At 63.8% G+C, this 11,838-nt stretch carries 14 protein-coding genes; 7 read left to right on the top strand and 7 right to left on the bottom strand.

All coding sequences use genetic code 11. From position 1 onward, the window contains the following. Positions 1-10 precede the first annotated feature (10 nt). From ACR0LD_RS12500 to ACR0LD_RS12485, 4 genes are read left to right on the top strand one after another with little or no spacing between them, the layout of a single operon-like run. Complete coding sequence (locus ACR0LD_RS12500) at positions 11-661, top strand: histidine phosphatase family protein (RefSeq protein WP_170342072.1); 651 nt, start codon at positions 11-13, stop codon at positions 659-661. A gap of 18 nt (positions 662-679) precedes the next feature. Further along, positions 680-1,294, top strand: a complete 615-nt coding sequence (locus ACR0LD_RS12495; protein ID WP_170439871.1) for a glutathione S-transferase family protein — start codon at positions 680-682, stop codon at positions 1,292-1,294. 14 nt (positions 1,295-1,308) lie between these two features. After that, positions 1,309-2,364 carry a saccharopine dehydrogenase gene (locus ACR0LD_RS12490; protein ID WP_480637215.1) on the top strand — a complete coding sequence of 352 codons (1,056 nt, stop codon included), beginning with the start codon at positions 1,309-1,311 and terminating at the stop codon, positions 2,362-2,364. 3 nt (positions 2,365-2,367) lie between these two features. After that, entirely contained in the window at positions 2,368-3,510 is a 1,143-nt protein-coding gene (locus ACR0LD_RS12485) for a saccharopine dehydrogenase family protein (protein ID WP_480637214.1), read from the top strand. An 81-nt stretch (positions 3,511-3,591) separates the two neighbouring features. Here the strand turns inward: ACR0LD_RS12485 and ACR0LD_RS12480 are convergent, their stop codons facing one another. The 5 genes from ACR0LD_RS12480 to ACR0LD_RS12460 all read right to left on the bottom strand — a co-directional run bounded on the left by ACR0LD_RS12480 (position 3,592) and on the right by ACR0LD_RS12460 (position 6,535). Beyond that, on the bottom strand, positions 3,592-3,795 hold the full coding sequence (locus ACR0LD_RS12480; RefSeq protein WP_093964173.1) for a DUF1127 domain-containing protein: 204 nt from the start codon (positions 3,793-3,795) through the stop codon (positions 3,592-3,594). Between the two features lie 50 nt (positions 3,796-3,845). After that, positions 3,846-4,073, bottom strand: coding sequence for a DUF1127 domain-containing protein (locus tag ACR0LD_RS12475; protein WP_170360650.1), 228 nt, complete (start codon positions 4,071-4,073; stop codon positions 3,846-3,848). A 121-nt stretch (positions 4,074-4,194) separates the two neighbouring features. Then, positions 4,195-5,268, bottom strand: a complete 1,074-nt coding sequence (locus tag ACR0LD_RS12470) for a hypothetical protein (RefSeq protein ID WP_480637212.1) — start codon at positions 5,266-5,268, stop codon at positions 4,195-4,197. Between the two features lie 91 nt (positions 5,269-5,359). Continuing rightward, on the bottom strand, positions 5,360-5,677 hold the full coding sequence (locus ACR0LD_RS12465; protein ID WP_093964170.1) for a DUF3775 domain-containing protein: 318 nt from the start codon (positions 5,675-5,677) through the stop codon (positions 5,360-5,362). Between the two features lie 87 nt (positions 5,678-5,764). Continuing rightward, on the bottom strand, positions 5,765-6,535 hold the full coding sequence (locus tag ACR0LD_RS12460) for a DUF1365 domain-containing protein (protein ID WP_170444159.1): 771 nt from the start codon (positions 6,533-6,535) through the stop codon (positions 5,765-5,767). Positions 6,536-6,685: 150 nt separating this feature from the next. Here ACR0LD_RS12460 and ACR0LD_RS12455 point away from each other — a divergent pair, with 150 nt between their 5' ends. The 3 genes from ACR0LD_RS12455 to ACR0LD_RS12445 are packed head-to-tail and all read left to right on the top strand — an operon-like array spanning position 6,686 to position 8,464. After that, positions 6,686-7,342, top strand: coding sequence for a sigma-70 family RNA polymerase sigma factor (locus ACR0LD_RS12455; protein WP_480637210.1), 657 nt, complete (start codon positions 6,686-6,688; stop codon positions 7,340-7,342). Positions 7,343-7,352: 10 nt separating this feature from the next. Continuing rightward, positions 7,353-8,003 (top strand): ChrR family anti-sigma-E factor, encoded by a 651-nt coding sequence (locus tag ACR0LD_RS12450; RefSeq protein ID WP_170596485.1) that lies wholly within the window; start codon positions 7,353-7,355, stop codon positions 8,001-8,003. Between the two features lie 56 nt (positions 8,004-8,059). Next, positions 8,060-8,464: a hypothetical protein gene (locus tag ACR0LD_RS12445; RefSeq protein ID WP_480637208.1), complete on the top strand. Its 405-nt coding sequence runs from the start codon at positions 8,060-8,062 to the stop codon at positions 8,462-8,464. Between the two features lie 3 nt (positions 8,465-8,467). Here the strand turns inward: ACR0LD_RS12445 and ACR0LD_RS12440 are convergent, their stop codons facing one another. Together ACR0LD_RS12440 and mutL are read right to left on the bottom strand one after the other, a co-directional pair. After that, entirely contained in the window at positions 8,468-9,706 is a 1,239-nt protein-coding gene (locus tag ACR0LD_RS12440; protein WP_480637206.1) for a DNA recombination protein RmuC, read from the bottom strand. A 57-nt stretch (positions 9,707-9,763) separates the two neighbouring features. After that, complete coding sequence (mutL, locus tag ACR0LD_RS12435; protein WP_480637204.1) at positions 9,764-11,620, bottom strand: DNA mismatch repair endonuclease MutL; 1,857 nt, start codon at positions 11,618-11,620, stop codon at positions 9,764-9,766. Between the last annotated feature and the right edge of the window lie 218 nt (positions 11,621-11,838).

The following is an 11,838-nucleotide window of genomic DNA, read 5'->3' as shown; positions in this document are numbered from 1 at the left end:
AGGGACCGACATGTCATACATCACATTGGTACGCCACGGGCAGGCCAACACCACCGCACGAGACGAAGACAGTTATGACAAGCTCAGCGAGCTTGGGCATCAGCAGGCGCGCTGGCTTGGGGCCCATCTGCGCGAGACCAAAGCCCATTATCCACGGGTGTTTTGCGGCACCCTGACCCGGCATGTGGAAACGGCGGCAAGCATGGGTCTGCCGGAACCCGTCCGTGATGCACGTCTGAATGAAATCGAGTATTTCACCCTTGCGCAATTGTTCGAAGAACAGCACGGCGTGACGATCCCGACGGACCGCGAAGGCTTCGTTCAGCACCTGCCGCTGACCTTCAAGGCCTGGGCCAACGGCGACATTCGGAACGCGCCCGAAACCTTCGAGCAGTTTGAAACCCGCGTCTCGGACGCTCTGCGCGAAATCCATGACGGCGACGGGCCGGCCATCGTGGTGACCTCGGGTGGGTTAATCTCGATGGTGGTGCGGCAGGCGATGGGGCTGGACATCCCGGCGATGGCGCGCGTGGCCCTTGCCATCATGAACACCTCATTGCATCGTCTGCACCCGATCGGAGCGGACCTGAGCCCGGTTCTGTTCAACGCGGTTCCGCATCTGGAAGCGCCGGACCGGCATTTCGCCCAGACCCACCTGTAACCGGATCGGAGGTCCCAGATGCAGATCTACTACGCACCCCGCACTATCTCGATCGCCGTTGTCATCGCGCTTGAGGAAGCCGGTCTGGACTATGAGGCGATCAAGCTCGACTTCGCAGCGGGCGAGCAGACGACGGCAGCCTACAAGCAGATCAACCCCAAGGGTCGCGTTCCCGCTCTGGTGGTCGATGGTGGCATTCTGACGGAAACCGGCGCTCTGCTTGAATACATCGCAGCCAAGGCCCCGAAGGCCGGGCTTGTTCCGGACAATCCGGTCCTGGCCGCGCGGATGCGCGAGGTGATGTACTACCTGGCCTCGACCATGCATGTGAACCATGCGCACAAGATGCGCGGTCATCGTTGGGCGGATCAGGAGTCCAGCTGGCAGGACATGAAAGGCAAGGTGGCCCAAACGATGACCGAGTCCTGCGCTTACATCTCGTCCAACGGGCTGCGCGGCCCGTTTGTTTTGGGCGAGGCATTCTCGCTGGCCGACGCCTATCTCTACGTGGTTTGCAGCTGGTTGGAAGGTGACGGGGTCGATGTCACGGCCTTTCCCAAGATCCAGGCCTTCCGCGCGGCGATGGAGGCCCGACCCTCGGTTCAGGCGGTACGGGCCGCCGGAATGCTCTGACAAAAGGACATCGCATGACACATCTTTGGGTCCGGGCTGAACAACGCCCGAACGAGGAACGGGTGGGCCTGACGCCCGATGGCGCGGCGCAACTGATCTCCGCCGGCATCCGCGTGACGGTCGAGGAGAGCCATGTCCGCGCCATCCCGATCGACGGCTACCGCGCGGCGGGTTGCGAAATCGCGCCGGAGAACTCGTGGCCGGAGGCGCCGCTGGATGCGGTCATCTTCGGCCTCAAGGAACTGCCCGAGGACGGTACGCCCCTGCCGCATCGCCACATCATGTTCGGTCATGCTTTCAAGGGCCAGCATTCGGGCCGCAAGCTACTGGAGCGCTTCAAGGTCGGCGGCGGCACGCTGTATGATCTGGAATACCTGGTCGATGAAAACGGGCGGCGGGTCGCGGCCTTCGGCTATTGGGCGGGCTACGCGGGCGCGGCGGTGACGCTCAAGACTTGGGCGGCGCAGCAGCGCGGCGAGATTTGCGGCCCCGTCGGCGTCTATCCCGGCAAGGACGCGCTGAACGCCGAACTTCTGGCCGAGTTGGACGCCACCGGCGCCCCCCGCCCCCGCGCCATCGTCATCGGCGCGCTGGGAAGGGTCGGCACCGGCGCGTCCGACCTGTGCGAGGCGATGGGGGTCGAGGTGACCAAGTGGGACATGGCCGAAACCGCCGATGGCGGGCCGTTCCCGGAAATCCTAGAAAACGACATCTTCCTCAACTGCATCTTCGCGCGCCCCGGCACCCCGGTCTTCGTCCCGCGGGAGGCGCTGAATGCCCCGCGCAAGCTGACCGCCATCGGCGACGTGGCCTGCGACCCCGACAGCGACTACAACCCGGTGCCGGTCTATGACCGCGCCACAACCTGGGAAGAACCCGCCCTGCGCGTGGCCACCGACCCGGTGCTGGACGTGATGGCCATCGACAACCTGCCCTCAATGCTGCCGGTCGAAAGCTCGGAAGACTACGCCGCGCAACTTCTGCCCTCGTTGCTGACCCTGACAGACCTGACCTCGGGCGTTTGGGCGCGGGCCGAGGACACCTTCAAATCCCATATCGAAAGGATCTGAGCCATGACGATTCACTGGTGTGGCACCGGCCTGTCGGCCATCCCCGGCCTGCGCCGCCTGATCGAGGCCGGCCACAAGGTCACCGTCTGGAACCGGACCGTCGACAAGGCCCGCGCCGAGGTCGGCGACCTGACCGACGACATCCGGGCCTTCGACATTGATGCTCTGAGCGCGGTGCTGGAAAAGGGCGACGTGATCGTCTCGATGCTGCCGGGCGACTGGCACGTGCCGCTGGCAGAACTGGCGATCGCGAAGGGCGCGCATTTCGTCTCGTCCTCGTATATCGCGCCCGAGATGCGCGCGCTGGACGACAAGGCCCGCGAAGCCGGCGTCGCGCTGGTCAACGAGGTCGGGCTGGACCCCGGCATCGACCACCTGATGGCCCATGCGCTGGTCGATGACTACCGCGCGTCCGACGCCTTCGACCCGGAAAACCACCTCAGCTTCATTTCCTATTGCGGCGGCATCCCCAAGAACCCCAACCCGTTCCGCTACAAGTTCAGCTGGTCGCCCCTGGGCGTGCTCAAGGCGCTGCGCTCGCCCTCGCGGTCGATCCGCGACTATGCCCCGCTGGACGTGGCCCGGCCCTGGGACGCGATCAGCACCTATGTCGCGCCGCTGCCCACGCCCGAAAGCTTCGAGGTCTATCCCAACCGCGACTCGATCCCCTTCATGCAGCAGTACCATTTCGAGGAGCACTGGCCGGTCAAGGAATTCGTCCGCGGCACTCTGCGGCTGAACGGCTGGTCGGATGCGTGGTCGGACGTGTTCCGCGAAATCGAAACGCTGGAAGGCCCCGAGGGCGATGCCCGGCTCAACGAAATGTCCGACCAGTTCTGGGCCGAGAACGCCTATGAGGAGGGCGAGCCCGACCGCGTCGTGCTCTGCGTCGGCCTGAAGGCCGAGAAGGACGGCATACCGGTCTGGCACAAGACCTATGTGATGGACGCCTGGGGCGACGCACGCGGCAGCGCGATGGCGCGTTTGGTGTCGATCCCGGTCTCGCTGGCGGTCGAAGCGGTGCTGAACCGCGCCATTCCCGCCGGTGTCCATGCCGCGCCCAGCGATCCGAAACTGGTTCAGGGGTGGATGGCCGAGATCGACAAACTGGCACAGCACCTACAGGTGGTCGACCACCTGGCCTGACCCAACCAAAAAGCCATTCCGGACGCACCGGAATGGCTTTTTTCTGGTGTTTTCACCAACCGTTGGATTGGCGCCTGTGGTTCAGATGTAGCGCTCGATCGTTTCCTCAAGATCGCTGCGGTTGATGCCAAGCTCGGACAGCTGCCGGTCATCCAGACCACTCAAATGTTGCGCCGCGCGTACGATGTCATCCTTGACCGCCCGGATGCGCATGGCGCGGTCGAACAGAAGCAGCGCGCTGGCGGATGGGCAGGGTTGTTGAGTCGGTTGCATTGTGTCGAGCATCGGCTGTTTCCTCCCAGTTTGGCCGGTGTCCTGTTGGGGCGCGGCCCCGGTTACTGCGTCAACGCGGCCCGCTGATAGACGCTCTGATAGGCCGTTTGGGGGATGTCTGAGCGGGTGATGCCGATATCGTGGAGCTGCTGGTCGCTCAGGCGTTCGAGGTCACGGACCGTCTTCGCAAAGATCTGCTTCCGAAACCGTTCGGTCTTGGCCTCGGCGTATTTTGCAAAAAGGTCATGAAACAGGCTGTGGTTCGACTGTGTGGTTTGTGCGGTTGCCATTGGTTTGTCCTCCTGAAATCCGAACTGCATTGCAGTACTGTCATCAGATAAAAGGACGCCGCGTTAACGGTTCCGGACCAACGGATTAAGCTTTGTTAACCTAACGTCAGGGTTGGCGGGGTCACTGACCGGATGGCAGGGCCAATCGGATGGCGAAGGCGGTGGCGGGGTCGATCTGCGGGTCAGCCAGAAGCGCCCGCAGCGCAGGGGCAAGCTTATCATCCCCCCAATCGCGCGTGGCCAGGGCGATCTGCCCGGCCGTGCTTTGGTCGTGCGCAATCTCGCCGGCAAAGATATCCAGGATCTTCCCGCGGTGTTCCGGCATCGCATCGCCGCCGTCGATCAGCGCCGCGATGATCGCCTGGCGATCCTTTGGAGAAAGCGGGCTGGCGGTCAGAGCCTCCTGGATCGTATTCAGGGCTTGGTCGCCGTCGATTTCGATACCGGCAAGCGCCCATTCGCGCAGGTTGAACCCTCCGGTGGCGACCGCCTTTGGATAGACCGTGCGCACCGCCTCTGCCGCGGCCGGATCAGATTGCAGGCCCAGCAGCCGGATCGTTGCCGGGGCATAGGCTACGCGATTCAGGCTCCGCAAATCGCGCAGAAGATCCGGGGTTGCAGCAGCGTCGCGCAGGCCGCGCGCAGACGCATAGGGTGCCCGGTGGAGTTCAATGAGAGCGGTGTTCCGCAACAACCGGTCTCCGGAATTCAGATAGGCCGCGAAAAACGCGGCGCGCTCGGCGGATCGGGATCCGTCCAACCGCCAGCCTTGGCCTTGCGCCTGTACCTCGGCAACAAAATCGGCCCGCTGCGGCGTCATCAGAAATCCCTTGGTCCAGGACTGATCAAAGGCGCGCCCGGCCTTGTCCCGGCGGCCTGGGCCATAGATCATCAAGACCACCCGGTCAGGATCGGCGCGCAGGGCATTCCGGGTGCTGCTGTCCACCAGAAACGGTATCTGGGGGAGGTCTGCAACCTCGTCCCAACTGCCTTTCAGCAACCCGACGGGTGCATAGCGGAACGGGTCGTCGGGCGCGGGCGCGGCCAGAAGGATGACCGAAGCAGACAACAACCGGTCGGCCAGAGAGTTTTCGGGAAGTGCCAGACAAACGGTGCAGGCCAGCGCCGGACGCTGCGGCCACGCCGGAACGGACATAAGGGCCAACACCAATATCGTCTTCAACATGCGCGGCATCTGGCGCCCCTGCTGTGGACCGGGCGCTGCACCATACATGGCGCCCTCTGCCCCGGAGCATAGCGCAGAAACACCGTGCGGGCGACCAAGTCTACATCAGGTCGTTCTCGACATCTTCGGCCGAGATGCCCAGCGCGTCCAACCCGTTCTCAAGGTGATCCGACAGATGCGGCGTGCCGATGAGGTAATCGGCGCATGGCGTCGAGGCCTCGGCCTTGGCCGTAGCGATCGCCTCGCTGAGGTCGTCCGGGAAAAAGCTTTCACGTCCAATCCACATGATCGCCACCAACTCGGCTTGCTCGTCCTCGTCCATGCGATCGATAAAAGCCCGCAGCTCGCCCTCGGCGCGATCCAGCTCGCGGCCCATCATGGCGACTTGGGCGACTTTGGTTGGCGAGATTTCCAGCATTGGTTTCAACTCCTCTGTCCGCAATTGGAGTCCATCTCAACCATTGCATCGCGCCTGCGTCCTTGATCTTGCGCAAACTGCAGATCGTCACTCGCGTGGGCGCGAGACGGGGTGAGATGGCACCGGCGCGGTGCGGAACGGTCGGAAAGTGGCCTTCTTGATCCACAGTTTCAGCGCCTGCCAGTGGATCAATGCAACCGCCCGCCGCGCGCCAAACGGGCGTCGCAGCAGCGAACGAAGGATCGCGCCATTGGTGAGAGGTTGCCGGACGCCCGTGAGCGTAGCAATCAAACCGCCCCCGTCGCGGCCGTAGTCGATCCAAACCCCGACCCGATCCGGGCGCAGGTCGAACCGGAAAGTGTAAGTGCCCTCGATCTTTTGAAACGGCGAGACATGCATCACCTTGGTCGCGCAAATCCGATCGGAAGGAGCGATCACGTCAAACCCCGGCTTGTGGCAGACATAGCTGTGCCGCGTTCCATGAGTGTTGGTGACCTCGGCCACCACGGCAAACAGCGCGCCTGCGTCATTCAGGCAAAACCAGAAACTGACCGGGTTGAATACGTGGCCCAGCACCCGGGGTTGGGTCAGCAACAGGACCTGCGCGGGTTGGGGGATTTGCATCGCCCGCAGACCGTCGCGGAGCCACGGGGCACCTCGACCATCGCCAGGCTCCCCTCCATGATCCCGGGTCCGCCAGCCGGTGAGGTTGGGTTTATCTAACGAAAACAACGCGGGCGTTTCCGCCACTTGTTCGGGATCCAGCAGGATGTAGTCGACCGAGTAGCGAAAGGCGTTCTCGATCGCACCTTTCCTTCCGTGAAAGGTATGGGCCGGAACGAAGTCGATTTCTGGCATGGTCGGACTGATCTTTTCTAGCGGTCAACATTCTGGATCGGCTGGGTTTTTCAGCGAACATCCATGGTCATGATACGAAAAAAACGCGCGACCGGATCAAAAATCTCGGGCAGGCGTGATCCGACTTGGGTGCGGCAGCGTAATACAGTTATGTTTACCGAGATGGACACCGTTGTTCCGGACGATGTCGCGACCGCCCCGGCGGCGCGGCCGGCTGGGCACGGCACGAAACGAACCAAGGGATCGTCGGTGAACGGTACGAAGAACAATGGCGCGGCAAAGTGCGAGTGGGTGTCCCACGTCAAACGCATCCGGCAGTCGCAGGATCAGGCGGCATTTGCCGAGCTGTTCCAGCACTTTGCCCCTCGGGTCAAAGCGTTCCTGATCCGGTCGGGTTCGGACGCGACGTTGGCCGAGGAGTGCGCGCAGGAAGTCATGGCCACGTTGTGGCACAAGGCGCATCTGTTTGATCCGTCACGGGCCACCGTGGCGACATGGGTCTTTACGATCGCGCGGAACAAACGCATCGACGCCATTCGCAAACAGCGGCGTCCTGAACCGGAAGAACTGACATGGGGTCCCGAAGCGGAACCTGAACAGGAAGACGTAATCGCGCTGCAACAGGAAACGGCGCATCTGAAGACGGCCCTGCTGCAATTGCCCGAGGCACAGCGGGAACTGATAGAGAAGGCATATTTTGGTGACCTGAGCCATCGCGAGATCGCCTCGCAGACCGGGCTTCCGTTGGGCACCATCAAATCAAGAATACGGCTGGCGCTGGACCGCTTGCGCCACGCGATGAACTGAGATGATAGAGATGAGCCACGAGATCAAACATCACTTGACGGACGACCTGCTGATGGCCTACGCCTCGGGCACACTGCCCGAAGCGTTCGACCTGATGGTCGCGACCCACCTGTCCCTGTGCGACCATTGTCGCGCCCGCGCCGAGAGTTACGACGCGGTGGGCGGACACATGCTTGAGGACCAGGTCGAAGCCGCGCCTTTGTCCGCAGATGCCCTGTCATCAACAATGGCTCTGATCGCGCAGGGTGCGCCGACCCCCAAGCCCGCGCGCGCGAAATGCGACGTGCTGCCGGCCCCGTTGCAGGATTACGTCGGCGGTGACGTGAACAGCATCCGCTGGAAGCCGATTGGCATGGGCGTCAAGCAGGCCATATTGCCAACCTCGCGCGATGCCACGGCGCGCTTGTTGTTCATCCCGGCCGGTGCGGCGGTACCGGACCACGGCCACAAGGGCATGGAACTGACCATGGTTCTGCAAGGCGCGTTTTCCGACGAGGTGGATCATTTCGCCCGCGGCGATGTCGAGATCGCAGACGAGGACTTGGAACACACGCCCGTGGCCGACATGTCCGAAGATTGCATCTGCCTGGCGGTGACCGACGCTCCGCTGAAGTTCAACAGCCTGATCCCACGTTTGGTGCAGCCCTTCCTGCGAATCTGAACGGTCCCTCGGTTGTGCTAGGCTTGGAGCCGGGAATCACCGGGAGGATATGCAGAATGTTGAAACAAGCTCTGGCAGCCCTGTTCATTGCCGTTGTGGCCTTGCCCGCCTTGGCCCAAAGGACAGCCGAGGTGAGATTCCAGCCCGGAAACTTCGGGACGATGGTCAACGGCACCATTACGGGTGATGAATATTCCGACTACGTGCTGGGTGCAAAAGGCAGGCAGGAATTGTTTGCCGAGCTTCAGGTCAGCGACACCAACGGCAGCGGCGTAGTCTATTTCAACATCCTGCCGCCGGGCAGCGACGGGGTTGCGATCTACAATGGCTCAGTCAACGGCAACACAGCCCGCATCACCCTGCCCGAGGACGGAGACTATACCATCCGCGTCTACCTGATGGGCAACGACCGCGATACCGGCAAGACCGTCGGCTACAATCTGGACCTGTCGATCCAGTAGGCCTCAGCCCTCGGACTTGCCCAGCGGCACCACGTTGGCGCGGTCTTCGGGGGCCAGTTCCTCGAAATCGAAATTGTCCAGCCGCTGCGCGCGCCTGCCGGCCTTTTCGGCGCTGATCTTGATTTCCGAGATATCCTTGGCCGCCTGCCCGAAATGCCGGTCGAGATTGGCCACCCGGTCGCCCAGACGCTCGACATCCTTGTGCAGCATGCCCAGTTCCTTGCGGATCGCGCCCGCCTGTTCGCGCATCCTCGCGTCCTTGAGGATCGCCCGCATCGTATTCAACGTGGCCATGCAGGTGGTCGGCGAGACGATCCAGACCCGTTTCGAGAAACTCTCCTGCACCAGTTCGGGGAACTTGGCGTGCAGTTCGGCATAGACCGCCTCGGAGGGCAGGAACATCAGCGCCCCGTCAGCGGTTTCACCGTCCAGGATGTATTTCGTCGAGATGTCGGTGATGTGCTTGCGCACCGTGCTACGGAACATCTGCACGGCCGCCTTCAACTCCATGTCATTGCCCGCGCCCACCAGCGCCTCATAGGCCTCCAGCGGGAACTTGCTGTCGATCACGATGGGCCCCGGCGGGTTGGGCAGGCTGATCAGGCAGTCGGCGCGTCTGCCGTTCGACAGGGTCGCCTGCAGCACATAGCTGTCCGAGGGCAGCGCCTTGGACACGATGTCGTTCAACTGGATCTCGCCGAAGGCGCCGCGGGTCTGCTTGTTCGACAGGATGTCCTGCAGCGACAGCACGTCGCCCGACAGTTTGGTGATGTTGTCCTGCGCCTTGTCGATGGCGGCCAGCCGTTCCTGCAACTGGGTCAGCGAGGTCGCGGTCTGTTTCGAAGACCCATGCAGGGTTTCCTTCATCCGCTCCTGCATCTCGGCCAGCGCGCGGGCGGATTTCATGGCGTTGTCGGCCAGCCGGTCGTTCATGTGCTGCTGCACCGCCGACAGCCGCGCCTCGACCGTCTGGATCACCTGCACCTGCGCATTGGCCTGCGTGTCCGAGACATGCTGCAACCCGCCGCGCAATTGCTCCTGCCCCTGCCCCAACTGCTGCACATGCTGGCCCAGATAGGCCAGCTGCTGCGCCAGCGGCTCGGCCATCCGGGCCGAGCGGTTGGCCGCGCGCAGGGCCAGAAACAGCAGGACGAGGATCAACAGAACCACCCCCGCCCCGATCAGGGCGGCCATCACCATGGGGTCTTCCAGCGAATATCGGGTGCCTGCAATCTCGATCATCTCAACCTGCGCGTTCTTGTTTTGTTTCTTCTTTTCTATCGCCGACCGGCGGCCGAATCAACTGCGGCCGAACAACCGTTCGATTTCGCTCAGCTTCAGTTCCACATATGTCGGACGCCCGTGGTTGCACTGACCGGAATGGGGCGTGGCCTCCATCTCGCGCAGCAGGGCGTTCATCTCTTCGGCGCGCATCCGGCGGCCCGAGCGGACCGAGCCATGGCAGGCCACCCGGCTGAGGATCGCCTCGATCCGCGCCTGCACCGTCTGGCTTTCGCCCTGATCGGCCAGCTCGTCCAGAATATCCAGGATCATCGCCCGCGCGTTGACCTCGCCCAGAATGGCTGGGGTCTCGCGCACCGCCACCGCGCCGCCGCCGAAGGGCTCGATGGTCAGGCCCAGGCGCGACAGGTCGTCGGCCACCGCGAGCAGGCGGGCGCAGTCGCCCTCGGACAGTTCGACGATCTCGGGGATCAGCAGCGCCTGCGCGGCCACGCCGTTCTCGGCCATCTGTGTCTTGAGTTTCTCATAGACCAGCCGTTCATGCGCGGCGTGCTGGTCCACGATCACCATGCCGTCGGCGGTCTGGGCGATGATGTAGTTTTCATGCACCTGCCCGCGCGCGGCCCCCAGGGGTAGGTGCTCGGGCGGGATCTGGTCGGGCTGCTCGGCTTCGGCCACGGGCTCGACCACGCTGCCGCTGTAGGCATTGGCCAGATCGGCAAAGCCGGGCGCCTGCGCCTGATAGGCCATGGCCCGCGCCGCGGGCGAGGGCCGGTCCATCTGATAGACCCGCGCGGGCATCGCGGGGGCCGGCTCGGGCCGCATCGCACCCAGCGTCGCGTTGGCCACGGTGGTCGAGGCGCGGTGCCCCGCCTCGGCCAGCGCGTGCCGCAGGCTCGAGACGATCAGCCCGCGCGCCACTCCGGGATCGCGGAAGCGCACCTCGGATTTCGCCGGGTGAACGTTCACGTCCACCAAGGTGGGCTCGCAGTCGATGAACAGCGCCGCCGCCGGGTGCCGGTCGCGGCTGAGGAAATCGAAATAGGCCGCGCGCAGGGCGCCGGTAAGCATCTTGTCGCGCACCGGTCGGCCGTTGACGAACAGGAACTGCGCCACTGCGGCGCCGCGCGAATAGGTCGGCAACGCGGCATATCCGTACAGCCGGATCCCCTCGCGGGTGGCGTCGATCCGCAAGGCATTCTCGGCAAACTCGCGCCCCAGGATGCGGGCCAGCCGGGCGTGCAGCGCGTCGAACAGGTCTCCGTTCTCGCGGTCGGCGCGGAACACCACGCGCCCCTCGCCCCCACCCGAGACATCGCGCAGGGTGAAGGTGATGGAGGGTTCTGCCATGGCCAGCCGCTTGACCGTGTCCGAGATCGCCTGCGCCTCGGCCCGGTCGGTGCGCATGAATTTCAGCCGCGCGGGCGTGGCATAGAACAGGTCGCGCAACTCGACCACGGTACCGGCGCGCAGGGCGGCAGGCTTGACGCCCTCCATCTTGCCGCCGGCCACGCGGATCTGGGCCGCCTCGGTCCCCGGCGCGCGGCTGGTGATGGTCAGACGCCCCACCGCGCCCAGCGAGGGCAGCGCCTCGCCCCGGAACCCGAAGGTGTGGATGTTGAGCAGGTCCGACCCGTCGATCTTGGAGGTCGCGTGGCGCGACAGGGCCAGCGGCAGATCCTCGGGCGCGATGCCACACCCGTCGTCGGTGACGCGAATCAAGGTCTTGCCGCCATCGGCGATGTCGATGGCGATCCGGGTCGCTCCGGCGTCGATCGCGTTCTCCACCAGTTCCTTGACGGCCGAGGCCGGGCGTTCGACCACTTCACCGGCGGCGATACGGTTGATCGCGGCCTCGTCGAGTTGCCGGATTACCGGGCGATTTTCGCTGATATTGGGGTTTGCCTGCGCCATACCGCTAGACCTAGCACAATCGCACGCGATTCTGCCACCGGTTTACGCTGCTTTGGTATAGGGGGTCGGATCGCCCGGCCAATCGAGATGCACAACCCGAATTGGTTGCCATAAGTTTCACGATTGCCCGGACGATCCGTGGTGAGTGGTGGTCATTAACGATGTAATGGCGCGGTGTCTAACACGGTGCGTTGGACAAATCTGCTTAAGGTTCGCTT

This window comes from Ruegeria sp. BF8 (assembly GCF_056538625.1).
Note: the sequence above shows the minus strand (reverse complement) of the source record. Positions and strands in the feature narration are given on the sequence as shown.

What these genes read in the sequence shown, in the direction of transcription:
- ACR0LD_RS12470 (WP_480637212.1), bottom strand. Translation starts at nt 5,268, where the DNA reads ATGCCGCGCATGTTGAAGACGATATTGGTGTTGGCCCTTATGTCCGTT.
- ACR0LD_RS12495 (WP_170439871.1), top strand. Translation starts at nt 680, where the DNA reads ATGCAGATCTACTACGCACCCCGCACTATCTCGATCGCCGTTGTCATC.
- ACR0LD_RS12440 (WP_480637206.1), bottom strand. Translation starts at nt 9,706, where the DNA reads ATGATCGAGATTGCAGGCACCCGATATTCGCTGGAAGACCCCATGGTG.
- ACR0LD_RS12490 (WP_480637215.1), top strand. Translation starts at nt 1,309, where the DNA reads ATGACACATCTTTGGGTCCGGGCTGAACAACGCCCGAACGAGGAACGG.
- ACR0LD_RS12460 (WP_170444159.1), bottom strand. Translation starts at nt 6,535, where the DNA reads ATGCCAGAAATCGACTTCGTTCCGGCCCATACCTTTCACGGAAGGAAA.
- ACR0LD_RS12455 (WP_480637210.1), top strand. Translation starts at nt 6,686, where the DNA reads ATGTTTACCGAGATGGACACCGTTGTTCCGGACGATGTCGCGACCGCC.
- ACR0LD_RS12500 (WP_170342072.1), top strand. Translation starts at nt 11, where the DNA reads ATGTCATACATCACATTGGTACGCCACGGGCAGGCCAACACCACCGCA.
- ACR0LD_RS12475 (WP_170360650.1), bottom strand. Translation starts at nt 4,073, where the DNA reads ATGGCAACCGCACAAACCACACAGTCGAACCACAGCCTGTTTCATGAC.
- ACR0LD_RS12465 (WP_093964170.1), bottom strand. Translation starts at nt 5,677, where the DNA reads ATGCTGGAAATCTCGCCAACCAAAGTCGCCCAAGTCGCCATGATGGGC.
- ACR0LD_RS12445 (WP_480637208.1), top strand. Translation starts at nt 8,060, where the DNA reads ATGTTGAAACAAGCTCTGGCAGCCCTGTTCATTGCCGTTGTGGCCTTG.
- ACR0LD_RS12450 (WP_170596485.1), top strand. Translation starts at nt 7,353, where the DNA reads ATGAGCCACGAGATCAAACATCACTTGACGGACGACCTGCTGATGGCC.
- ACR0LD_RS12485 (WP_480637214.1), top strand. Translation starts at nt 2,368, where the DNA reads ATGACGATTCACTGGTGTGGCACCGGCCTGTCGGCCATCCCCGGCCTG.
- mutL (WP_480637204.1), bottom strand. Translation starts at nt 11,620, where the DNA reads ATGGCGCAGGCAAACCCCAATATCAGCGAAAATCGCCCGGTAATCCGG.
- ACR0LD_RS12480 (WP_093964173.1), bottom strand. Translation starts at nt 3,795, where the DNA reads ATGCTCGACACAATGCAACCGACTCAACAACCCTGCCCATCCGCCAGC.